General features: G+C 68.3%; 22 protein-coding genes. 15 read left to right on the forward strand and 7 right to left on the reverse strand.

What is annotated here, in order from left to right:
- Window positions 1-41 precede the first annotated feature (41 nt).
- The 4 genes from mnmA to MZV50_RS06190 form a co-directional block, all read right to left on the reverse strand.
- Window positions 42-1,262, reverse strand: coding sequence for a tRNA 2-thiouridine(34) synthase MnmA (gene mnmA, locus MZV50_RS06175; RefSeq protein ID WP_252633541.1), 1,221 nt, complete (start codon window positions 1,260-1,262; stop codon window positions 42-44).
- 65 nt (window positions 1,263-1,327) lie between these two features.
- Complete coding sequence (locus tag MZV50_RS06180; RefSeq protein WP_252633542.1) at window positions 1,328-2,251, reverse strand: flagellin; 924 nt, start codon at window positions 2,249-2,251, stop codon at window positions 1,328-1,330.
- 3 nt (window positions 2,252-2,254) lie between these two features.
- Window positions 2,255-4,366, reverse strand: coding sequence for a flagellar hook-associated protein FlgK (gene flgK / locus MZV50_RS06185; RefSeq protein ID WP_252633543.1), 2,112 nt, complete (start codon window positions 4,364-4,366; stop codon window positions 2,255-2,257).
- Window positions 4,357-4,485 (reverse strand): hypothetical protein, encoded by a 129-nt coding sequence (locus MZV50_RS06190; protein WP_252633544.1) that lies wholly within the window; start codon window positions 4,483-4,485, stop codon window positions 4,357-4,359. Before MZV50_RS06190 ends, flgK begins: the two co-directional genes overlap by 10 nt.
- 76 nt (window positions 4,486-4,561) lie before the next feature.
- On the opposite strand from MZV50_RS06190, the gene MZV50_RS06195 reads away from it, so the two are divergent.
- From MZV50_RS06195 to MZV50_RS06250, 12 genes are all read left to right on the forward strand, one after another.
- Window positions 4,562-4,795, forward strand: a complete 234-nt coding sequence (locus MZV50_RS06195; RefSeq protein ID WP_252633545.1) for a hypothetical protein — start codon at window positions 4,562-4,564, stop codon at window positions 4,793-4,795.
- Entirely contained in the window at window positions 4,792-6,681 is a 1,890-nt protein-coding gene (locus MZV50_RS26685; RefSeq protein WP_436792210.1) for a flagellar hook-length control protein FliK, read from the forward strand. Before MZV50_RS06195 ends, MZV50_RS26685 begins: the two co-directional genes overlap by 4 nt.
- A 14-nt stretch (window positions 6,682-6,695) precedes the next feature.
- Window positions 6,696-7,412 carry a flagellar hook assembly protein FlgD gene (locus tag MZV50_RS06205; protein ID WP_252633546.1) on the forward strand — a complete coding sequence of 239 codons (717 nt, stop codon included), beginning with the start codon at window positions 6,696-6,698 and terminating at the stop codon, window positions 7,410-7,412.
- Between the two features lie 133 nt (window positions 7,413-7,545).
- Window positions 7,546-9,306 (forward strand): flagellar hook protein FlgE, encoded by a 1,761-nt coding sequence (flgE, locus tag MZV50_RS06210; protein ID WP_252633547.1) that lies wholly within the window; start codon window positions 7,546-7,548, stop codon window positions 9,304-9,306.
- Between the two features lie 167 nt (window positions 9,307-9,473).
- Entirely contained in the window at window positions 9,474-9,755 is a 282-nt protein-coding gene (gene sciP / locus MZV50_RS06215; protein ID WP_047410412.1) for a CtrA inhibitor SciP, read from the forward strand.
- A 267-nt stretch (window positions 9,756-10,022) separates the two neighbouring features.
- Window positions 10,023-11,684, forward strand: coding sequence for a flagellar basal-body MS-ring/collar protein FliF (gene fliF, locus MZV50_RS06220; protein ID WP_252633548.1), 1,662 nt, complete (start codon window positions 10,023-10,025; stop codon window positions 11,682-11,684).
- Window positions 11,684-12,706 (forward strand): flagellar motor switch protein FliG, encoded by a 1,023-nt coding sequence (fliG, locus tag MZV50_RS06225; protein ID WP_252633549.1) that lies wholly within the window; start codon window positions 11,684-11,686, stop codon window positions 12,704-12,706. The genes fliF and fliG overlap by 1 nt, the downstream gene beginning before the upstream one ends.
- A 10-nt stretch (window positions 12,707-12,716) precedes the next feature.
- Window positions 12,717-13,352, forward strand: coding sequence for a FliH/SctL family protein (locus MZV50_RS06230; protein ID WP_252633550.1), 636 nt, complete (start codon window positions 12,717-12,719; stop codon window positions 13,350-13,352).
- Window positions 13,353-13,367: 15 nt separating this feature from the next.
- Window positions 13,368-13,700 carry a flagellar motor switch protein FliN gene (fliN, locus tag MZV50_RS06235; protein WP_252633551.1) on the forward strand — a complete coding sequence of 111 codons (333 nt, stop codon included), beginning with the start codon at window positions 13,368-13,370 and terminating at the stop codon, window positions 13,698-13,700.
- 63 nt (window positions 13,701-13,763) lie between these two features.
- The gene (flbD, locus tag MZV50_RS06240) at window positions 13,764-15,137 is read left to right on the forward strand and encodes a sigma-54-dependent transcriptional regulator FlbD (RefSeq protein ID WP_252633552.1); all 1,374 of its coding nucleotides are present in this window, start codon (window positions 13,764-13,766) and stop codon (window positions 15,135-15,137) included.
- Window positions 15,138-15,271: 134 nt separating this feature from the next.
- Window positions 15,272-17,377, forward strand: coding sequence for a flagellar biosynthesis protein FlhA (gene flhA / locus MZV50_RS06245; RefSeq protein WP_252633553.1), 2,106 nt, complete (start codon window positions 15,272-15,274; stop codon window positions 17,375-17,377).
- A 93-nt stretch (window positions 17,378-17,470) separates the two neighbouring features.
- Complete coding sequence (locus tag MZV50_RS06250; RefSeq protein ID WP_252633554.1) at window positions 17,471-18,883, forward strand: OprO/OprP family phosphate-selective porin; 1,413 nt, start codon at window positions 17,471-17,473, stop codon at window positions 18,881-18,883.
- On the opposite strand, the gene MZV50_RS06255 is transcribed toward MZV50_RS06250, so the two are convergent.
- Window positions 18,880-20,208 (reverse strand): oxygenase MpaB family protein, encoded by a 1,329-nt coding sequence (locus MZV50_RS06255; protein WP_252633555.1) that lies wholly within the window; start codon window positions 20,206-20,208, stop codon window positions 18,880-18,882. The two genes, MZV50_RS06250 and MZV50_RS06255, sit on opposite strands and share 4 nt — an antisense overlap.
- A 121-nt stretch (window positions 20,209-20,329) precedes the next feature.
- On the opposite strand from MZV50_RS06255, the gene MZV50_RS06260 reads away from it, so the two are divergent.
- The 3 genes from MZV50_RS06260 to MZV50_RS06270 all read left to right on the forward strand — a co-directional run bounded on the left by MZV50_RS06260 (window position 20,330) and on the right by MZV50_RS06270 (window position 22,100).
- Entirely contained in the window at window positions 20,330-20,953 is a 624-nt protein-coding gene (locus MZV50_RS06260) for a TetR/AcrR family transcriptional regulator (RefSeq protein ID WP_252633556.1), read from the forward strand.
- Window positions 20,954-21,037: 84 nt separating this feature from the next.
- Window positions 21,038-21,565: a hypothetical protein gene (locus tag MZV50_RS06265; protein WP_252633557.1), complete on the forward strand. Its 528-nt coding sequence runs from the start codon at window positions 21,038-21,040 to the stop codon at window positions 21,563-21,565.
- A gap of 130 nt (window positions 21,566-21,695) precedes the next feature.
- On the forward strand, window positions 21,696-22,100 hold the full coding sequence (locus tag MZV50_RS06270) for a DUF4282 domain-containing protein (protein ID WP_252633558.1): 405 nt from the start codon (window positions 21,696-21,698) through the stop codon (window positions 22,098-22,100).
- A gap of 15 nt (window positions 22,101-22,115) precedes the next feature.
- On the opposite strand, the gene MZV50_RS06275 is transcribed toward MZV50_RS06270, so the two are convergent.
- Window positions 22,116-22,562: a MarR family winged helix-turn-helix transcriptional regulator gene (locus tag MZV50_RS06275; protein ID WP_252633559.1), complete on the reverse strand. Its 447-nt coding sequence runs from the start codon at window positions 22,560-22,562 to the stop codon at window positions 22,116-22,118.
- A gap of 11 nt (window positions 22,563-22,573) precedes the next feature.
- Entirely contained in the window at window positions 22,574-22,990 is a 417-nt protein-coding gene (locus tag MZV50_RS06280; protein WP_252633560.1) for an organic hydroperoxide resistance protein, read from the reverse strand.
- Window positions 22,991-23,078: the final 88 nt, after the last annotated feature.

A 23,078-nucleotide genomic window follows, 5' to 3' on the forward strand; every position in this document is an offset into this window, starting at 1 on the left:
GCGGGTCGATTAGTCGACGGCGCGCCAGAATGGCAAGGGGATCAGGCTGCGTCGAGATCCATCGTCCGCGTCGTGCCGGCGATGAAGCCGCCACCCAGCACGCGCTCGGGATCGGCGGGATCGTACAGCACACAGGCCTGGCCCGGGGCGACGCCTTCCTCGGCGCCGTCGAACACGACCGCGACCTCGCCGTTCTTCAGCGCCAGGCGGCCGGAGACCGGTTCGCGGGTCGAGCGGACGCGGGCCAGCACGGGCTGGCCGTCTTCGGCGGCGGCTTCCAGGCTGTCCTGGCCGCCCAGCCAGCTGCCTTCCTTCAGGGTCAGGGACGCGGTCAGCAGGGCCTCGCGCGGACCGACGATCACGTGGCGCTTGTCGGCGTCGATGCGGACCACGAACAGCGGGTCGCCGACGGCGATGTTCAGGCCCCGGCGCTGGCCGATCGTGTAGCGGGTCACACCCTCGTGGCGACCCAGCACGCGGCCGTCCAGGTGCACGACGTCGCCCGGCTCCGCGCCCTGCGGCCGGATGCGGTCGATGACCGTGGTGTACTTGCCCTCGGGCACGAAGCAGATGTCCTGGCTGTCGGGCTTGTCGGCGATGGCCAGGCCCAGGCCGGCGGCGACGGCGCGCACGGTCGGCTTGTCCATGCCGCCCAGCGGGAAGCGCAGGAAGTCCAGTTGGTCGCGCGTGGTGGCGAACAGGAAGTAGCTCTGGTCCTTGGCCGGGTCGGCGGCGCGGCGCAGCTGCGGGCGGTTGCCGCCCCCCGTGAAGGCCCGTTGCACATAGTGGCCGGTGGCCATGGCCTCGGCGCCCAGATCGCGGGCCACGTCCAGCAGGTCGCGGAACTTGACCGTCTGGTTGCAGCGCACGCACGGGATCGGCGTCTCGCCGCGCAGATAGGCGTCGGCGAAGTCCTCGATGACCTGCTCGCGAAAGCGGCTTTCGTAGTCCAGCACATAGTGCGGGATGCCGATCCGCTCGGCCGCCATGCGGGCGTCCAGGATGTCCTGGCCGGCGCAGCAGGCGCCCTTGCGCGAGACCGCCGCGCCGTGGTCGTAGAGCTGCAGGGTCACGCCGACCACGTCATAGCCGGCGCGGGCCAGCAGGGCGGCGGTGACGGTGGAGTCCACGCCGCCGGACATGGCCGCGACGATCCGCGTTCCCTCCGGCAGGCCGACCGCCGCGCGCACCTGTTCGACCGCGCGCGCGATGAGGGCGTCGGCGTTGTCGGTGGGGGCAGGGGACAGCAGGTCGGCGTTCATCCGCCGCCATATAGCGGCTGGAGGGCCTTTTTGCGAGGTCGCGGCGGGGCGGCTTGTCGCCGCCCCTACTTCAGGACGTTCAGCAGAGACGACTGCTGCAGGCTGCTGAACACCTGGGCCGAGGCCTGGACGGCCAGTTGGGCGGCCTGCAGGCGGGTGGCGGCGTCGGCCATGTCGACGTCGGTGATGCCGCCGACCATGGTCGTCAGGGTGTCGGCCTGGTTGGACAGGTCCTTCTGGGCGCTCTCGAAGCGCTTCTGGGTCACGCCATTCTTGCCCTGGGCGTCGATGACGCCCTTGTAGGCGTTGTCGAAGGTGGGCAGCAGGCCCTTCAGGAACGAGACCTGGGTGTCGTTGAGGTTGCCGGTGAACGGTCCGTTGGCGTCGACATAGGCCTGGACCTGCTTGAAGGCGTCGAACACGTCGACCCCCACCGCGTCGCCCAGGATGCCGGTCTTGGCGCTGGTCTGCTCGTCGACCCGGTTGGTCTGGACGTACTGGTCGTTCTGGAACAGGTCCGTGGTCGCCGCGGCGGCGGTCAGGTCGGTCATGACGGTCGCCGTGGTGGTGGCGGTGTCGGTCTTGGCGCCCGAGAAGACATAGAGGCCGTTCGACTTGGTGTTCAGCCCCTGGACCACCTCGCCGAAGCTGGCGGTCAGCTGCTGCATCAGGGTCGTGGCGTTGCCGGCCGCCAGCGAGTTGGCGATGGCCTCGCGGGCGCTCTGGGTGGCCGTGCCGATGCGGCCGAGGCCGGTGTCCTGCATCTCCAGCCGGTTGCCGACCATCTTGGACTGGTCGATCAGGCCGTTGATGCGCGTCTGCGTGCCGCGCATGGCGGTCAGCATCTCGGCGTTCTTGGCGTAACCCTTCAGGTCTGAGGCGACCTTCTGGCTGGACACCTGGGCGCCGACGTCATTCTGGCGCACCTGCGCCTTCATGAGGTTGGACGTCATGATGTTGTAGTTCTGGACGGTGGAGACGCGGGTCATGGCCTACCTCATAATTCCGACGAGCACGTCGAACATGTCCTTGGTCGCCTGGATCAGGCGGGCCGAGGCGTTGAAGGCTTGCTGGTAGGTGGTCAGGTTGATCAGTTCTTCGTCGAGGTTCACGCCCTCTTCCGACTGGCGCTGGCTGTCGACTTCGCTGGACACCGCCTCGGCGGCGTCCTTGCGGCTGGCCGCGGTGGCGGCCTTGCGGGCGACCGCGCCGCTGAAGTCCGAGGCGTAGCGGTTGACCGTCATGGTGACGGCCGAGGCGTCGCCGGCGGCCGAGAAGGCGGTGGTGGTCTCGCCGGCCTTGGCCAGGGCCAGGGCGCCGCGGCCGTCGCCGATGGCCAGGGCCGCCGCGCCGCCGACCACCTGGGTCAGGTCCAGCTTGGCGAAGGGCAGAAGCTTGGGGTTCTGGTCCATCGCCGTGTTGACGTAGAACTTTTCGCCCCGGGTGCTGCGCTCGGCCGGGCCGATGCCGAAGAGCTGGCTGGCCGAGGGGCCGCCGACGCCGCGCTCGGTGGTGTCGGCCTGGATCGACATCGTCACCGGCGTGGTGCTGTTCGAGGCGAAGCTGATCTGGCCCTTGCTGTTCAGCGAGAACTGGCCGTACAGGCCCGTGCCCGAGGCGCGCGAGTTCAGGGCGTCCAGCATGTCCTGCATCGTGCCGCCGAGAGGCGGGGCGACGGTGATGTCGCGAATGCGGCCGCCCTCGACGTCGGTCAGGCGGATGGTCATGGCGCCCGAGGTGAAGCCGTTCGGGTCGGCCGCCGTCAGGCCCGTCTCGTAGGGCGAGTAGCCGTTCGTGCGGATGATGTCGTTCAGGCCGAAATAGTGGCTGAAGCCCTTGCCGGCCTTGGTCGCCGGCGTGGTCGCATCGTCCTGGATGGCCACGCCCAGGCCGCCGTTCCCGGTGATGCTGAGCGCGCCGCCCGAGAAGCCCACCGCGCCGGAGCCGCCCATGGCGGTGTTCAGCTGGGTCATGAAGTCGGCGGGGGTGAAGGCCGGGCCGGCGGCGCCGTTGACGGTCATCGTGCCGGCGTCGAAGTCGATGTCGATCCGGCGCTGGATGACGCCGCCGCTATCGGTCAGGGCGATCGTGGTCTTGCCGGTGAAGCCGGTGATCGCGGCCTGGGCGTCCAGGCCGGTGTCGCGCCCGTTCAGGGTGGTCGGGGCCGGCACCGACGAGGCGGCGTTGGACGCGCGGTTGATTTCCTCGGCCGCGCGCGAGGTGAACTCGCCTAGCTGGTCGGACAGGCTGACCAGCTCGACGTTGCGCACATCCATCAGGCCCTTGATCTCGCCGCTGGAGATGTTCAGCGGGGTGGGCTGGACCGAGCCGTTGGCCAGCTGCACCGTCAGATAGCCCGTGGCCGTCGGTGAGGTCTGGTAGGTCAGCTTGGCCGCGCCGTCGCCGGCCAGCGGCAGGCCTTCGGTCGAGCGCACATAGATGCCGCCCAGGGTGCGGGGCGTGATCTGGACGTTCATCAGCTTGCTGAGCTCGTCGACCAGCCCGCTCTGGACGTTCTCGGCGCCGGTGGCGTCGGCTCCGGCCACCTTGGCGCGGGTGATGTCGGTGTTCAGGCCGTTGATCTGGTCCAGCAGGTCGTTGACGCGATCGATATCGCCCGAGATGCGGGCGTCGGCGTCCTTGCCCAGCTTGGACAGCGACGAGGTGATCCGGCTGGACTCGCTGAGGAAGTCGTCCACCCGCGTGAGCGCCTGGGTGCGCAGCAGGGAAGAGGACGGATCATCCTGGGCCGCCGAGAACGCCGAGTAGATGTCGTCCAGGGTCGAGAAGAAGCTGGTGTCGCCGCTAGGGTCGCCGAACAGCTGCTGGGCGCTGTTCAGGGTGTCGGAGACGACCGAGGCGCGGCTGCCGTCGGAAGAGGCGTTCAGGCTGGCCGACTGCAGGAAGCGGTCGGTCGCGCGCTTGATGGCGTCGATGCTGACGCCCACGCCCATGCCGTTGGACAGCAGGTTCGACTGGCTGACAGTCTTGCGGACGTAGCCGGAGGTGTTGACGTTGGCGATGTTGTCCGACGTGACGCGCAGACCCGTCTGCGCGGCCATCATGCCGGACGTCGCCGTGCTCATGATCGCGTTCAGCGACATGCATAGGCTCCTTGCAGCTCGGCAAACCGCGCAACGCAAGACGCGTCATTGCCCGGCGAAACTTGCCGGGTCGCGGTGGGGATTGGATCCCCGATATGTGCCAAGCCATTGAAATTCATGGCGATATGTTCCGGTGGTCGGAAATTCGACAAGACGTCCTGCGCAAGGACGGCGCCAACTGGCCCGGAGGCGGCCTTGCGACGCGGCGACGCGGCAACAGACGTCCTTGCCGGGCCCTCGAACTCGGCAAAAAGCGCCGCACAAGGCGCGATTTTTCTTCGTAAACAAGGAATTAAATCGAAGGAAATCCGTTGGTTAGAGGTGGTTTTCGGAGTTGGCCCGACCATTGCTCAGAGGGAAGTCGATCAAAGCGTGTTCGTCATGGACCGCCGCACCAACCGAGCCCAAGCGAGCAACGACTGCGAATGACCGCGATCGCCGCCCCTACCGCCGCTCTTCCCGCCGCCCCGGCCCCGTCGGCGAGCGCCAAGTCGTCGAACGACGGCTTCGACGCCCTGCTGGCCATCGCGGGTAAGGACGACGAGGCCCCCGCGCCCCGCGCCGCGCGCTCGGACAGCAAGAGCGAGCCCCGCGAGGCCAAGGACGACCGGCGCGACGTGAAGACGGCCGACAAGCCGGCGCGCGATACGTCCAAGGCCGACGCCAAGGCCGCGGACCGGGCCGATGATCGGGCCGACGCCGCCCAGGACGCCCGCGCCGATCGCGCCGACGCCGCCGGCAAGGCCGCTGACCGGGCCGCCGATCGCGCCTCGGACAAGGCTTCGGACCGGGCTTCGGACAGGGCCGACGCCACCCAGGACGCCAAGGCCGACGCCGCCGGCGACAAGGCCGCCGCTTCGGACAAGGCCACCGACACCGCCGACAAGGCCTCGGACGCCGCCCAGGCCGATACGACCGACGCCGCCGCTCAAGCCGCCGCCGCCCAGGCCGCTGCCACCCTGATCGCGGCCATGACCGTCCCCGTGCAAGCCACGGTCCAGGTCGTGGCGACCGGTGACGCCCAGCCGGCCGTCGAGGCCACGGCCCCCGACCAGGCCGCCGATTTCACCGCCGTCGTCGCGGCCGCCCAGACCGCTCCGGTCGCCGCCCAGCCCGCCCAGCCCGCGCCGGCCGCTCAGCAAGCGTCGGCGACGCCGGCCCAGGCGACCGCCGCCCAGGCTCAGCCGACCGCCGCCGCCGCCGTCCAAGCCGCCGCGCCGCAAGGCCAGGCCGTGGACGCCGCCGCGCTTGAAGCCCTGGCCCAGCTCTCGGCCGACGCCGCGGCCCCGGTCGCCGCGAGCGATGTGGACCAGACCGCGCCGAAGACCGCCGAAACCAAGCCCGCCGCCGACGCCGCCAAGACGGCCGAGGCCCCGAAGGTCGCCTTGGCCCAGCCGACCGCGCCGGCCCCGGTCGCCGCGCCGGTCGTCGCGCCTGTCCAGGCCGAGGTCGTCGCCGAGGTCGCGCCGGTCGCCGAGGCGGCGACGGCCGAAGCCGCCGTGGAAACCGTCGAGGCCGCCGCGCCGGAAGTCGCCTCGGCCACCCCCAAGACCGCCGAGGCCCCCAAGGCCGCGCCGGCGCCGCTGGCCGCCCAGGCCAAGGCCGCCGACGCCGTGGCCGTCGAGACCGCCCAGGCCGTGACCGCCGTCGCCGCGGGCGCCGCCGGAAACGGGGGCAAAACGAACACCGACGGCAAGGGCTCGAACCCCAACGCCGCGACGGTCGCCGCGGTCGACGCCCCGGCCGCCACCGCCGCCGCCGTGGACACCAACGCCCTGGCCGCGCCGGCTCCGGCCCTGCAGGCTCCGGCGGCCAGCGCCTCGGCCCCGGCCGCCGCGCCGGCTCCGGTGCGCGGCTCGCCCGAGACGGTCGCGGCCCTGTCGGCCGAGATCGTCAAGAAGGCCGACGCCAAGACCACCCGCTTCGACGTCGCCCTGACGCCGGAAGGCCTGGGCAAGGTCGACGTGCGTATCGAGATCGGCCGCGACGGCGCCCTGACCGCCTCGATGAAGTTCGACACGGTCCACGCCGCCCAGGAGCTGCGCAACAAGGCCGGCGAACTGCGCCAGGCCCTGGCCGACGCCGGCTTCAACGTCGCCGACAACGCCCTGAGCTTCGACGTCTCGAGCCAGAACAGCGGCCAGAACCAGAACCCCTTCCTCGCCTTCCAGGACTTCGGCGACCAGGGCCAGCGCGCCTTCAGCGGCCGCGCCTTCCAGGCCGCCCTGACCGGCGAGGAAGACATCGTCATCACCCCCGAACTGCTGCCCGGCCTGAAGACGGCCGCCGACAGCGGCCTGGACATCCGGATTTAAGGAAGGATCGCGCCATGACCACGGCCGTCTCGTCGCAGAACACCTCGTCGGTCCTCGACAAGATCAACAATTCGCGCTCGTCGCTCGCCAACAACGAGCAGACGTTCCTGAAGCTACTGACCACCCAGCTGAAGAACCAGGATCCGCTGTCGCCCACCGACACGACCCAGATGACCCAGCAGATCACCTCGATGACCGGCGTCGAGCAGCAGCTGGTCACCAATGACCTGCTGGCCGCCCTGGTCGGCATGAACACCGGCACGGGCCTGTCGGAAGGCGTCAACATGATCGGCAAGCAGGTCACCGCGACCACCGACAACTCAACCCTGAAGAACGGCAAGGCGACCTTCTCGTGGAGCCAGCCCGGCGCCTCGACCTCGCTGACGGTCGAAGTCAAGAACGCCGCCGGCAAGGTGGTTCGCACCCTGAAGCCGGACGACCAGAAGAGCGGCGCCCACACCATCACCTGGGACGGCAAGGACGACAGCGGGGCCCAGCTGGCCGACGGCGGGGTCTACACCATCGCCGTGACCGCCAAGGGCCCCGACGGCAAGGACCTGAAGGCCACGAACATCAAGGGCCGCGCCGAAGGCCTGGTCACCGCGGTCGACAACTCCACCGGCTCGCCGATGGTCATCGTCGACGGCCAGTCGATCCCGGTCGACAGCGTCATCGGCATCACCGCCGTCGCCTCGAACAACAACACCGCGGCGGACAAAGAAGCCGCCTGATCCTCTACCGACAATTCACCGATCGAACGGGCGTCAGAATGACGCCGACGCGGTCCCCGGAAGACGGTCTTCCCCGGGATCCAAACGCAAACAGCGCTGAACCCTCGAACCCCTTCAAAGCAGGAATTCAGTCATGAGCATCAACAGCGCCATGCTCGCCGGCGTCTCCGGCCTGATCGCCAACTCCTCGGCCCTGGCCGCGATCTCGGACAACATCGCCAACGTCAACACGGTCGGCTACAAGCGCTCCAGCGCCAACTTCTCGACCCTGGTCACCTCGGGCTCGAAGAACCAGACCTACAGCGCCGGCGGCGTGAAGGCCCAGACCCACCAGTTCATCAGCCAGCAGGGTCTGACCCAGTCGACGACGTCGAACCTGGACCTGTCGATCTCGGGCTCGGGCTTCTTCGTCACCACGGAAAAGCCGGAGAACCTGACGGCGACCGACACCCGCTCGTTCACCCGCGCCGGTTCGTTCCAGCTCGACAACCTGGGCTATCTGAAGAACGACGCTGGCCTCTATCTGCAAGGCTGGCTGGCCGATCCGGTCACCGGCGCGATCACGCCCGACCCGTCGGACCTGATGCAGCTGTCGTCGATCAACGTCGGCACCGTCGGCGGCACGGCCGAGAAGACCACCCGCGTCGGCGTCAACGCCAACCTGCGCTCGGAACAGCCGGTGGCCGCGGCCGTCTCGTACAAGGTCGGCACGGCCGGCACGGCGTCGAAGACCAACGTCATCGACTCCAACGGCGTCAGCCACAACTATGACGTCGTCTACAGCTCGACGGGCCTGGCCAATCCTGCGGCTTCGGGCAACAACGAGTACCAGGTCGACATCAAGGAAAACGGCGTGATCATCGCCACGGGCACCGTGGGCTATGACCCCGCGACCCACGAGATCATCAGCTCGACCATCGATTACAAGGGCGCCTCGCCGGTCGCCGGCAGCACCACCAACACCCGCATCAACGCCGCCGGTGACACGATCAACCTGATCGACCTGGGCATCACCTCCGCCGGCGCCGACGACGCCGACGTGGTGTCGGGCAAGCTGTACGACCCCAGCACCTGGTCGATGTCGGACTACGCCAAGGACAACACCAAGGGCGTCAAGCCGGACTTCGAGATCCAGATCCCGCTGTCGGACTCCAAGGGCGGCCAGCGCACCGTCACCCTGTCGCTGCTGAAGGGCCCGGGCCCGAACCAGTGGTACGCCGAACTGCGCGCCAAGCCGGGCGACCTGGCCAACAACAGCAACGGCCAGATCAGCACGGGCATCGTCAGCTTCACCACCGACGGCAAGCTGCAGAGCACCGGCAACCTGTTCGGCGGCACCATCCCGACCTCGATCACGATCCAGGCCTCGGGCACGGCCCCGGCCACCCCGCCGGCCGTGACGCCGCCGACCTGGGCCGACGGCCTGGGCATCGACACCCAGGACGTCCAGATCGACCTGGCCAGCGCCGCCGGCGGCCTGACCCAGTACAACAGCCAGTCGGTCGTCCAGTCGGTCAACACCAACGGCACCGCCTTCGGCAACCTGACCAACATCGAGGTCGACGATCAGGGCTATGTCTCGGCGATCTTCGACAACGGCGTCACGCGCCGGATCGCCCAGGTCGCCGTAGCCACCTTCAGCAACCCGAACGGCCTGAAGGGCGTGAACGGTAACGCTTATCGCGTCACGAACGAAAGCGGCACCTACAGCCTGAAGGCTCCGGGCCAGGGCGGCGCGGGTGCACTGGCTCCCTCGACTCTGGAAGCTTCGACTGTCGACCTGTCGACTGAGTTCACCGGCCTGATCACCACGCAACGAGCCTACTCGGCCTCGTCGAAAATCATCACGACCGCAGATCAGATGCTTGAAGAACTTCTGAATATTAAGCGCTGATCCTAGGGATTAACGATCTTTAATTCTTATGTTTCACACTGAGACACTGCGGACTGCTTGGGCGCTGCCTTGTTTAGGCCTTTCTTTACTATTGGAATTAAGCCGATGTTATTGGGCGGCGCCTATGGTGGGTCCCAACAGTGATGGTTGTGGAAAGGCGTAAAGCCATGTTGCAGCAGCAGCGCACGAACAGCCGGGGTGAAAAGTACGTCATCGGTCCGACCGGTGCGCCTCTGACTCTCTCCGACTTGCCGCCGCCGGAAACCCAGCGTTGGGTGATCCGTCGCAAAGCCGAGGTCGTGGCCGCCGTCCGCGGGGGCCTGCTCTCGCTGGACGAGGCGTGCGATCGTTACAAGCTGACCAACGAGGAGTTCCTCGCCTGGCAGCAGTCGATCGACCGGCACGGCCTGGCGGGTCTGCGGACCACCCGGATCCAGCAGTACCGTTAAGACCCGTGAGGGGGTGCGTTAATCTGACCACCCTCTTTCGGACCTGAAAATCCCCAAGGCCTTGGGCCAAAAGGGTTTGAAGACGTTCAGCGGCCGCTCCCGAGAGGGGGCGGCCGCGACGTTTTGGCGCCTCCGGAAGCCCTTCCGACCCCCAAATATAAACGCCTCGTTTACCTTGTACTGGGTAAATCCTGCCTACCGACGGGCGGTTCTCGTTCGCGTGTCGGTTCCTCCTCGTGGAGGAGTTGGGATCAGGGGTGGGGCTTCGTGGAAAGCTTTCTGGGTTCGATCAAGCAGTTCGGCGTCGGGCGTCTGGCCGCGATGCTCGGCGTGGGCGCCGGCGTCGTCGCGGTCCTGGTGGCCCTCGTCATGTTCATGGGCAAGGAGCCCAATGAGCTGCTGTATTCCAACCTGGACCTGAAGGAAGCGTCCCAGGTCACCCAGGCCCTCGACCAGGCCGGCATTAAGTATGAGACCAAGGGCGACGGCTCGACGATCATGGTGGCGCGCGACAAGGTCGCCAGCGCCCGTCTGATGGTCGCCGGCAAGGGCTTGGTCAGCTCCGGCTCCATCGGTTACGAAATCTTCGACGGCAGCAGCGCGCTGGGCCAGACCGACTTCGTCCAGCAACTGAACCGCCAGCGCGCCCTGCAGGGCGAACTGGAACGCACGATCAAGGCCATGCAGGGCGTCAACAGCGTCCGCGTTCACCTGGTGCTGCCCAAGCGCCAGCTGTTCGAGGAGGACGCCGAGCAGCCGTCGGCCGCCGTCACCGTCGGCGTCGGCTCGCGCGAGCCGGGTTCGGACATGGTCCGCGCCATCCAGAACCTGGTCGCCTCGTCGGTCCCGAACATGAAGGCCGAGAAGGTCACGGTCATCGACCAGCACGGCAAGACCCTGTCGGCTCCCAGTGACGACAGCCTGGCCGGCAAGGAAGCCCAGGACCGCCGCACCGAGGCCGAGGCCCGCATCGCCAAGACGGTCAAGGACATGATCGAAGGCGTGCTCGGCCCGGGCAAGGCCCGCGTCAACGTCACCGCCGACATCAACCTGGACCGCGTCACCACCCAGGAAGAGCGCTTCGATCCGGACGGCCAAGTCGTCCGCTCGGAAAGCACCAACGAGTCGGGCGCCTCGGAAACCAAGAACGACGACACCTCGGGCACGACCGCGACCTCGAACGTGCCCGGCCAGGGCGCCAACGCCGGCTTCCAACAGTTGGGCTCGCGCTCGAACGAGACCGGCGCCGTCACCAACTACGAGATCTCCAAGTCGGTGAAGACCACCGTCCAGGAGCCCGGCACGATCAAGAAGGTCGCCGTGGCCGTGGCCATCGACGGCGTCACCGCCCCGATGGGCAAGGACGGCAAGCCCGGCGCCTATACCCCGCGCACCGCCCAGGAGATCCAGCAGATCGAGGAACTGGTGAAGACCGCCGTCGGCTACGACGCCGCCCGCGGCGACCAGGTCAAGGTCACCAACATCAAGTTCCCGCAGCCCGAGGACCAGGGTCTGGAAAAGCAGGGCCTGCTGGCGGGCTTCGACAAGAACGACATCATGCGCTTCGCCGAGCTGGGCATCCTGGGCGTGGTCGCGCTCTTGATCCTGCTGTTCGCGGTCCGTCCGTTCATCAAGAACCTGGTCGAGCCCGCGCCGGTGCAGATGGCCCTGGCCGGTCCCGGCGGCGTCCCGGCCGTGACCCGTATGGTCACTCTGTCGGACGGCACCCAGCAACAGGTCGTGGTCGACGAAAGCGGCGAGCCGATCGCCATCGCCGGCCCGGCCAGCGACATCGACTCGCGCATCGACATCGCCAAGATCGAGGGTCAGGTTAAGGCCTCGTCGATCAAGCGCGTCTCGGAGTTCGTCGAGAAGCATCCGGAGGAGTCCGTCGCGATCCTCCGTAACTGGCTGCACGAGTCGAACTGATGGCCATGAAAGCCGCCGTCACCGATCTGAAGAACCTTTCGGGGCCGGAAAAGGCCGCGATCGTTCTGCTCGCGCTCGGTGAGGAACACACCAAGATCTGGGAAGCCCTGGACGACGAGGAGATCAAGGAAGTCTCCCAGGCCATGGCCGGCCTCGGCACGGTCTCGGCCAGCGTGGTCGAGGATCTGCTGGTCGAGTTCGTCTCGGGCATGAGCTCGACCGGCGCGATCATGGGCTCGTACGAGCAGACCCAGCGCCTGCTGGCGTCGTTCATGCCGCAGGACAAGGTCGACCAGCTGATGGAAGAGATCCGCGGTCCGGCGGGTCGAACTATGTGGGACAAGCTCGGCAACGTGAACGAGGCCGTGCTCGCCAACTATCTGAAGAACGAATACCCGCAGACCGTCGCGGTGGTGCTGTCCAAGGTGAAGAGCGACCACGCCGCCCGCGTGCTGGCCTGCTTGCCGGAAGACTTCGCCCTGGAATGCGTCACCCGCATGCTGCGGATGGAGCCCGTGCAGCGCGAGATCCTCGACAAGATCGAGATGACCCTGCGCACCGAATTCATGTCGAACCTGGCGCGCACGTCCAAGCGCGACAGCCACGAGATGATGGCCGAGATCTTCAACAACTTCGACCGCCAGACCGAGGCTCGCTTCATCGCGGCCCTGGAAGAGCGCAACCGCGAGGCCGCCGAGCGGATCCGCGCACTGATGTTCGTGTTCGAGGACCTGTCGAAGCTGGACCCGGGCGGCATCCAGACCCTGCTGCGCGGTACGCCGAAGGAGCAGCTGGGCCTGGCCCTGAAGGGCGCCTCGGACAAGCTGCGCGACCTGTTCTTCTCGAACATGTCGGAACGCGCCGCCAAGATCATGCGCGAGGACATGGAGAGCATGGGCCCCGTGCGCCTGAAGGACGTCGACGCCGCCCAGGTGGGCATGGTCCAGGTCGCCAAGGACCTGGCCGCCAAGGGCGAGATCATGCTGGCCGGCAGCGGCGGCGACGACGAGCTGATCTACTGAGGGACATGGCATGATGGACACCCCTCGCAAATTCGGCTTCGACACGGTCTTCGACGACCGCGGCGGCGTCGCCTACACCCCGCCCAAGGTGAAGAAGAGCTTCACCCCCGAAGAGCTCGAGGCCGCCAAGGCCCAGGCCTACGCGGAAGGCGAGCGTTCGGCCGTGGCCCATGCCGAGCGGGACGCCGCCAACGCCCTGGCCGAGGTCGCCCACGCCATTCAGGAGGCCTTCGGGGCGCTGACCCACGTGGCCCACGAGCACCGCGAAGGCTCGGCCATGCTGGCCCTGGCCTGCGCCCGCAAGATCGCCGACGCGGCCCTGCACCACTTCCCCGAAGCGCCGGTGACGGCGGCCCTGGAGGCCCTAGCCCGCGAGGTCGAGGCCCAGCCGCGCATCTTCGTCCGCGTCTCGCCCGAGCTGGAAGGCCGCACCCAGGAAGCGCTGGAGCATGTCGCCGCCCAGATCGGCTATCCGGGCCAGATCGTCGCCCGCGCCGACGGCGCCATGGCCCCGGCGGCCTTTACTTTCGACTGGGGCGAGGGCCGCGCGGCCTTCGATCCCGACGGCGCGGCCCAACGCGTCACCGAAGCGCTGGAGGCGGCGATCGCCGCCGAAGGCCTCCACGCCGAACCCCTGTTCTCCTGAGAAGGCTGAAGTCCGATGGCCGAAGACAATCTCCCGCTCGACGAATTCGGAGGCTCGATGCTGGCCTCCGAAATGCCGGTCGAGCTCAGCGACAAGACCGCGTCGGACCTGGCGCCGGTCTTCGACGTGCCGGTCAACATATCGGCCGTGCTGGGCCGCGCCCACATGTCGGTCGCGCAGCTGCTGCAACTGAACCAGGGTTCGATCCTGGAGCTGGACCGCAAGGTCGGCGAGGCGATCGACATCTATGTCAACAACCGCCTGGTCGCCCGGGGCGAGGTCGTCGTCGTCGACGAGCGCCTGGGCGTGACCATGACGGAAATCATCAAGGACGGCGACCAGAGCTGATCGCTCGGGTTCGAAACTTAGATTGAGGTCTTCCGGTCAGGGGATCTCGCGGGAGAGTGGATTATGCGGCTTCTGGTCGTCGGAAAACTGAACGGGCAGCTCTCGGTCGCCGTGAAGATGGCGATGAACGCGGGCGCGAAGGTCTCGCACGTCGAGTCGGCGGAGCAGGCGACCAACGCCTTGCGCGCGGGGCAGGGCGCGGACCTCCTGATGGTCGACTACGCGCTGGATATCGCCAGCCTGATCGCGGCCAACGAGGCCGAGCGGATGCGGGTGCCGGTGGTGGCCTGCGGCGTCGACGCCGACCCCATGCGCGCGGCTGCGGCCATCAAGGCCGGCGCCAAGGAGTTCATCCCGCTGCCGCCGGACGCCGAGCTGATCGCCGCCGTCCTGGCCGCTGTGGCCGACGACGACAAGCCGATGGTCGTCCGCGACCCGGCCATGGAGCAGGTCATCAAGCTGGCCGACCAGGTCGCCCCGTCCGAAGCCTCGATCCTGATCACCGGCGAAAGCGGTTCGGGTAAGGAGGTCATGGCGCGCTACGTCCACGGCAAGAGCCGCCGGGCCAAGGCGCCGTTCATCTCGGTCAACTGCGCCGCCATCCCCGAGAACCTGCTGGAAAGCGAGCTGTTCGGCCACGAGAAGGGGGCCTTCACCGGCGCCATGGCCCGCCGCATCGGCAAGTTCGAGGAAGCCGACGGCGGCACCCTGCTGCTGGACGAAATCTCGGAAATGGACGTGCGCCTGCAGGCCAAGCTGCTGCGCGCCATCCAGGAGCGCGAGATCGACCGCGTCGGCGGCTCGCGGCCGGTCAAGGTCAACATCCGTATCCTGGCCACCAGCAACCGCGACCTGGCCCAGGCCGTGAAGGACGGCACGTTCCGGGAAGACCTGCTCTACCGCCTGAACGTCGTGAACCTGCGCCTGCCGCCGCTGCGCGAGCGCCCGGCCGACGTCATCAGCCTGTGCGAGTTCTTCGTGAAGAAGTACTCGGCCGCCAACGGCATGGCCGAAAAGCCGATCTCGGCCGAGGCCAAGCGCCGCCTGATCGCCCACCGCTGGCCGGGCAACGTCCGCGAGCTGGAAAACGCCATGCACCGCGCGGTGCTGCTGTCGACCGGCGCCGAGATCGAGGAGTTCGCCATCCGCCTGCCGGACGGTCAGCAGATGGCGTCGGCCCCGTCGCCGGACGCGGCGGTGGCTCGCGGCGCCCAGATGGCCGCCGACGCGGTGTCGCGCACCTTCGTCGGCTCGACGGTCGCCGAGGTCGAGCAGAAGCTGATCATCGACACCCTGGAGCACTGCCTGGGCAACCGCACCCACGCGGCCAACATCCTGGGCATCTCGATCCGCACCCTGCGCAACAAGCTCAAGGAATACGGCGACGCCGGCATCCCCGTTCCGCCGCCGCAGGGCGGGATCGGCGCGGCCGCTTAGGCGGTCAAGATGTCGCGGCGCCGCGACCATCCGTCCGGCGCCGAACATGGCTAATTTTGGTTAAGGAGATGGCGGCGGACCGCAAATCGCTTCAAGCGCTGGTCTAGCTTTCCATCCACGGTTCAAGGTTCAGCATGGCCGACGCCGCCGCCCCGACAGCCGCCAGGTCCGTCCCCAGCGCCAAGTCGCTGCTGGACGGTTTCCTGCGTGGCGAGATGGGCCTGGCGCTGGGCGTCGTGGGCATCATCGTCCTGCTGATCCTGCCGGTTCCGCCGATCCTGCTGGACCTGCTGCTGGCCATCTCACTGACCGGCTCCGTGCTGATCCTGATGACGGCGATCCTGATCAAGAAGCCGCTGGAATTCACCTCGTTCCCGACCGTGTTGCTGGTCGCGACGCTGTATCGCCTGGGCCTGAACGTGGCCTCGACCCGCCTGATCCTAGGCCACGGCCAGGAAGGCACCGGCGGGGCCGGCGCGGTCATCGAGGCCTTCGGTCACCTGATGATGCAGGGCAACTTCGTCATCGGGGTGATCATCTTCATCATCCTGGTGGTGGTGAACTTCATGGTCGTCACCAAGGGTTCGGGCCGGATCGCCGAAGTGGCGGCCCGCTTCACCCTGGACTCCATGCCCGGCAAGCAGATGGCGATCGACGCCGACCTGTCGACCGGCCTGATCGACCAGGAGATGGCCAAGGTCCGCCGCAAGGAGCTGGAGCAGGAAAGCACGTTCTTCGGGGCCATGGACGGCGCCAGCAAGTTCGTGAAGGGCGACGCGATCGCCGGCCTGATCATCACCGGCATCAACATCGTCGGCGGCATCATCATCGGGGTCGTCCAGCACAAGATCCCGATCGGCGAGGCCGCCTCGTCCTACACCATCATGACCATCGGCGACGGCCTGGTCAGCCAGATCCCGGCCCTGATCATCTCGATCGCCGCCGGTATGGTCGTGTCCAAGGCCGGTGTCGAAGGCTCGGCCGACAAGGCCCTGGTCACCCAACTGGCCATGAACCCGGCGGGCCTGGGCATGGTCTCGGCCTCGGCCGGCATCATCGCCCTGATCCCGGGCATGCCGATCATCCCGTTCGCGGCCCTGTCGCTGGGCGCGGGGGCGCTGGCCTACAAGCGGGTCCAGGACGCCAAGAAACCCAAACAGATCGATCCCGCCGCCCTCGAGGCCGCCGCCCCGGCCGAGGCCGAGGAAGAGCCGATCAGCGCCTCCCTGGCCATCGATGACGTCAAGATCGAGCTGGGCTACGGCCTGCTGACCCTGATCAACGACCTGGACGGCCGCAAGCTGACCGACCAGATCCGCGCCCTGCGCAAGACCCTGGCCGGCGAGTTCGGCTTCGTCATGCCGCCGGTGCGGATCCTCGACAACATGCGCCTGGCCAACCAGGGTTACGCCATCCGCATCAAGGAGATGGAAGCCGGGGCCGGCGAGGTCCGCCTGGGCAGCCTGATGGCCATGGACCCGCGCGGCGGCCAGGTCGAGCTGCCCGGCGAGCATGTGCGGGAGCCCGCCTTCGGCCTGCCGGCCACCTGGATCGCCGACGACCTGCGCGAGGAAGCCACCTTCCGCGGCTACACGGTCGTCGACCCGGCCACGGTGCTGACCACGCACCTGACCGAGATCCTCAAGGAGAACATGGCCGACCTGCTGTCCTACGCCGAGGTTCAGAAGCTCTTGAAGGAGCTGCCGGAAAGCCAGCGCAAGCTGGTCGACGACCTGATCCCCGGCACGGCCACGGCCACCACGGTCCAGCGCGTGCTGCAGTCGCTGCTGAAGGAGCGCGTCTCGATCCGCGACCTGCCGCAGATCCTGGAAGGCATCGGCGAGGCCGCGCCGCACACTGCCTCGGTCACCCAGCTGGTCGAGCAGGTCCGCGCGCGCCTGGCCCGCCAGCTGTGCTGGGCCAACCGCGCCGACGACGGGGCCCTGCCGATCATCACCCTGTCGGCCGACTGGGAGCAGGCCTTCGCCGAGGCCCTGATCGGCCCCGGCGACGACAAGCAGCTGGCCCTGCCGCCCTCGCGCCTGCAGGACTTCATCCGCGGCGTCCGCGACGCCTTCGAACGCGCCGCCCTGGCTGGCGAGGCCCCCGTGCTGCTGACCAGCCCCGGCATCCGCCCCTATGTCCGCTCGATCATCGAACGCTTCCGCGGCCAGACCGTGGTGATGAGCCAGAACGAGATCCACCCCCGGGCGCGCCTGAAGACGGTGGGCATGGTCTAAGCGGCTTTTTCGCCGATCGATCACCGTTGTCGTGAAACCTTCACCGAAATGTCTCATTGAGGGCGGGCAGGTAGTTCGTTCGATGGTGATGTTTTGCATCCGACCACGTCGCTCGTCGCGCTGGGCGCGACGGGGCTCTGCCTGCTTGCCGCTCCCGCCTGGGCGCGCGAGACCCTTGGTCCCGAGGACGCCGCCGCCCTTCGCGCCGAGATCGCCAGCCTGAGGGCGCAACTCCAGCGCATGGAAAGCCGCCTGGACGCGGCGACCGGGCTGTCGCGCACCGCGCCGCCGCCGACGCCACTGCCGCCGCCGGTCGCCGCGGTCGTCGAGGCTCCGGCCAAGCCGGCCGCCCCGGCGACGCAGATCAGTTGGAAGGGCGCTCCGCAGTTCGCCGCCGCCGGCGGCAAGACCTTCAAGGCCAAGGGGCGCATCCAGGCCGACCTCGGCCATGTCGACGCGCCCAGCGGCCTGGCCGACCGAGGCCTTGGAACCGCGTCCGAGATGCGCCGTATCCGCCTGGGCGGGGAGGGGAGCCTGGGCGCGGGCATCGCCTACAAGCTGGAGCTGGAGCTGTCGGACAACGCCGTCGACCTGGTCGACACCTTCGTGACCTACAAGACCGGGCCGTGGCTGCTGGCCGCTGGCAACCAGAACCAGTTCCAGTCGCTGGACGAGCTGACCGGCGACACCTCCGGCTCGTTCATGGAGCGGGCGGCCTTCACCGACGCCTTCAACTTCGAACGCCGCCTGGGGCTGTCGGCCCAGTACGAGAACGGCGGCTGGCTGCTGCAGGCGGGCCTGTTCGCCGACGACATCACAGCGCTTTCCAACGCCAGTGACGGCCCGGCCGGCGGCGACGAGAACAACAGCCATGGCCTGGACGGCCGGGTGGTCTGGGCGCCGAAGCTGGGCGAGACCCAGCTGCATTTCGGCGGCTCGGCGCACTGGCGAAACCTGGGGCGGGTGGCCGACACCGCCACGCGTTACCGCCAGCGGCCTTACCTGCACACCAGCAACAGCCGGCTGATCGGAACCTCTGCCGTGGCCGTGCGCGAGGAGACCCACTACGGCGTCGAGGCCGCGTTCGTGCGTGGCCGCTGGCACGGGGCGGCGGAGGTTCACGGCCTGGAGGCCGACACCAGGACGGGGCCCGATCCGCGCTTCCTCGGCGGCTATGTCGAGCTGGGCTATTTCCTGACCAACGACACGCGTGGCTACAAGGGGGGGATCTTCGACCGCGCCAAGCCGTCGCGGCCCCTCGGCGTGGGCGGCGTCGGCGCGCTGCAGCTGAACGTGCGCTACGACTATCTGGACCTCAACGACCGGGGGATCGTCGGCGGCCGGCAGGCCGCCTGGCTGGCGGCCCTGATCTGGCAGCCAGTCGAGTATCTGCGCTTCAACCTCAACGCCGGCGTCCTGGCCTACCAGGACGCCACGCCGCTGCCGGATGGCGACCGCGACTACACCGCGCGCGTCGCCGGGGCCCGGATGGAGCTGGATTTCTAGGCCGCGGCCGGCTTGGCGGTCCCGGCCGGGCGGTATTTCTCCGCATCCGACGTGAACTCCGCGTGGCCGTAGCGTTTCAGCTGGCGCTTCAGCTTGGCCACCAGGTGGGCGTCGGCCAGATCGGAGACGCCCGGCACGTTGCGCGCGAAGCGATAGGCCATCAGCTGGCTGGTCACCAGGAGGGCGACCAGGCCGAACATCATGAAGTCGCGCGGCCCGATCTCGACCCCCATCCGACGGGCGGCGGCCAGGTCGCCGTTCATGAAGTTGCGCAGGAAGAACACCTTGGAGAAGCGGCGCTCGACCTTGTCGAACAGGCGGTTCTCGGGGCGCTCGTCGGGCGGCAGATAGGCGTTCAGCGTCGCCCGGACCAGCTCGCCGCAGGTGGCGTCGTCGAAGCCGGCGCGCAGCGTGCCGCTGCGGGCGTTCATCGTGTCCACGACCCCCTGTGGCGTGTCGGCCAGCAGGTCCTCGGGCAGGCCCAGCAGGAAACAGCGATAGCGGGCCAGCTCGACCCGGGCGCGTTCGTCGGCGGTGAAGGTCTTCCGCCCCTGGGCGACGATCTTGTAGCTCATCAGGAAGATCGGGATCAGGCCGGCCGGCATCTGGTCGACCTGCGGGATCGGGATGCCATAGACGCGCACGTCCCAGCGGTCCGAGCGCTTCAGGGCGTTGAACCGCACCATCGAGTGCATCAGCCGCACCATGGCCGCCGCGCGGAAGCCCGCGCCGTGGCGCTCCAGGGATCCCGGCAACAGGGTGGTGGTGAAGAAGGTCGCCGTCTCGTTGACCCGGCGGGCGGCCGTGTCGTTCGACAGGGTCCCGGTCAGGGCCATGGGCAGGGCGGCGTACTTGTTCATGAAGGTGGCGATGAACGCGCCCCGGATCGCGAACGGCCCGAGGTTGGCGGCGGCGTTGCGGTCCAGGCGCTGGCCTTCGCGCACAAGGTCCATGTCCACCCAGTCGGGCGCGCGCTCCATGTCGGCGATGAAGGCCGCAAGCTCCGGCGGCGCGTCGGGGACCGCCTCGATCCCGGCGTCGCAGGCCGTGGTCAGCATCTGGATCAGCGGCCGGAAGCCGTATTTCGGCATTAGGGCGGCATAGGCGTCGGCGACCACGTCGCCCAGCATGGTGTAGGCCTTGATCAGCGCGACCTTGTCCGGATCCAGACCCCCTTTTCGAGCCAGGTGCGGCGCGACGCTGGCCTTGGGATCGTCGGTGAAGCGCTCGGGCGTGGCGTCGAAATCCACATCGCCATACAGCGCGGGCAGGGCGGTCTTCTGCGCGGCGACCTTGGCGCGGACCCGTTCTAGCGGCGTTGGCATGTTCATCCTCGTGTGACGGCCCGTCGGAGCCCTCGTCTCGGATCGAAGCCTATGTAATCGTCGTTCATCGGCCTACTCGCCTTGCCCGCCGGGCCGGGCCCCGAACGGAGCACGCCGGCAAGTGACTGAAAAGACGAGACGAACGCCGCGCCAATCGCGCTCCGAGGCGACGGTCGAGGCGATTCTAGAGGCGGCCTTTCAACTTTTGGAGCAGGGCGGCGTCGAGGCCCTGACCACCAACCATATCGCCGAGCGGGCCGGGGTCAGCGTCGGCACGCTGTATCAGTACTTCCGGGGCAAGCAGGCGATCCTGGCGGCCCTGGCCCAGCGTCGGGCGGCGGCGGCCCGCGACCGCATCGCGCGGATCGTCATCGCCAATTCCGGCGTGGAGAAGCCCGGGATCGGCGCCGTGCGCCTGATCGTCCGCACCTTGGCCACCGCGTTCGAGGGCTCGCCCGCCACCCGCCGGGCCCTGCTGGACGCCCTAACTCAGGAGGGCGGCGACGATGTGGTCATGCGCAATCACCTGGCCTTCTTCGATGCGATCGCCGGCAAAGCGGTGTTCGGCTTTCCGCTGTCGCCCGAGGCCGGTTTCGTCCTGACCCACGCGGTCGTCGGGCTGCTGCGCGCGGCGACGATCGAGAGCGATCTGGCCCTGGATCCGGACCGGTTGGAAGACGAGCTGGTGCGGTTGATGGAAAGCTACATTTCGGCGCTTTTGGTCACGCGAGGCGCGCTCCGGTAGAGTCGGATGTCGACTCGACGACGGAACCGTCATGGCAAGGTCACGTTGTTTCCGCCGGGAGGGGCCCCCGACGGAGAGTGAAACATGACCAACAAGATCGCCCTGCTCGCCGCCGCCGCGTCCCTGACGTTCGCTGGCGCGGCCTTCGCCCAGAGCACTTCGACCACCACCACGAGCCCGGCCTCGGCCGCGCCGACGCAGAGCATGCCGTCGGCCACCACGCCGAATCCGGCCTCGCCGACCTCGCCGACCACGGCGGCGCCGACTCAGTCGACGACGACGACCACCACGCCGTCGTCCAGCACGACCACCACCCAGAGCACGACGCCTTCGGCCAATCCGGCTGACAGCGCCGCCACGCCCAGCTCGGCCACCGTCGCCAGCTTCAAGGTCGGTTCGGCCGTGAAGGACGCCGCCGGCCTGCCCGTCGGCCAGATCACCGGCACCAGCACGGGCGCCGATGGTTCGACCAACGTCATCGTCACCAATGGCGGCGTGAAGTTCGCCCTGCCGGGCAACAGCCTGAGCGCGGGCGCTGACGGCAGCGTCTCGACCACGGCCACCAAGGCCCAGATCGACGCCACCGTCGCCGGCGCCAAGCCGCAGCAATAAGGCCCATTCTCGGCCCGAAGCGACCACGAGCCCGCCCGGCATTGCCGAGCGGGCTCGTCACTGGTAGCGATGGCCCCAAGCCTGTTCGTTTCGCGACAGGCTCTTGTCTGAAGAGGCGTTCATCGCCGTCTTGGGGTTCCGTATGCCTCCGGCCAATAAGTCAAAGCGTGGTTCCAATTCGCTTTTGTGGGATCTGCTGACGTTCGACCGCCTGGTCACCGGGCCGGTGATTCACTTCATCTATTGGGCCGGCCTGGGCGTCGTGGCGCTGTTCGGCTTTTCGGTCGTCGGCGCGGCCGTGGGCCTGGCGCTGAAGGAGCCGGGCGTCGGCTCGCTGCTGCTGGCCTTCCCCGTGCTGATCGCCGGCCTGCTGGTCGCCGGGGCGCTGGTGCTGCTGTGGCGCGCCTTCTGCGAGTTCTACGTCGCCATCTTCCGGATCAGCGAGGACCTGCGGGCGCTTCGCCAGACCAGCGACGCCGACCACGCCGTCCATCGCGCCCGCCAGCAGGCGCAGGCCCAAAGCGAGCAGGCGTAGGACCCGTCGGTCCGGCTATTTCGCCAGTGTCTTGAGGCGATCGCGCAGCACGCCCAGCGCTTCCAGCGGCGTGTCGAGGGCGCAGATCATCTGTTCGGGAATCGCCTCGGCCTGATCGCGCAGGGTCCGCCCCTTGTCGGTCAGGGCCACGATGACCCGCCGCTCGTCCTCGGGGTCGCGGCGGCGTTCCACCAGGCCGCCGGCTTCCAGGCGCTTGAGCAGTGGGGTCAGGGTGCTGGAATCCAGGTCCAGCGCTTCACCCAGGGCTCCGACCGTCTGCGGGTTTCGCTCCCACAGCACCAGCATCACCAGATACTGCGGATAGGTCAGGCCCAGGGCGTCCAGCAATGGTCGATAGAGCCGCGTCATCCGGTTCGCCGCGCCGTAGAGGGCGAAGCACAGCTGATTGTCCAGGCGCAGAGCCTCGACGGGGCGATCGGAAGACGCGGTTTTCTTGCTCATCGACCTACTAGTTAAAGCGCCTTGACGCTGATGGCCACGTCCACGTTGCCACGGGTGGCGTTCGAATACGGGCACACCTGGTGCGCGGTGGCCACAAGGGCCTCGGCGTCCGCTTGGCTCAGGCCCTGGGTTTCGACCTCCAGGGCGACTTCAAGCTTGAAGCCGACCTCTTGGGTGGCGAGACCGACCTGGCCGGTGACGGTCGAGCCGGTGAGGGCGATCTTCTGGGTGCGGGCGACGTGGGCCATGGCGCTCTGGAAGCAGGCGGCGTAGCCGGCGGCGAACAGCTGCTCGGGATTCGTGCCGGTTTCCTTGCCGCCCAAGGCCTTGGGCATCGACAGTTGCACGTCCAGCAGGCCGTCTTCGCTGCGGGCGTGGCCGTCGCGGCCGCCGACGACGGTGGCGCGGGTGGTGTAGAGGGTGGTCATGGGGTCGCTCCCTTGCTCAAGTTTGATGAGAACGATTTAATCGCGTGCGATATAATTTCAAGGCATGGATCTCGAAAAAAGATCGTGC

The sequence above is a fragment of the Caulobacter segnis genome (assembly GCF_023935105.1).
Classification (GTDB): domain Bacteria; phylum Pseudomonadota; class Alphaproteobacteria; order Caulobacterales; family Caulobacteraceae; genus Caulobacter; species Caulobacter segnis_B.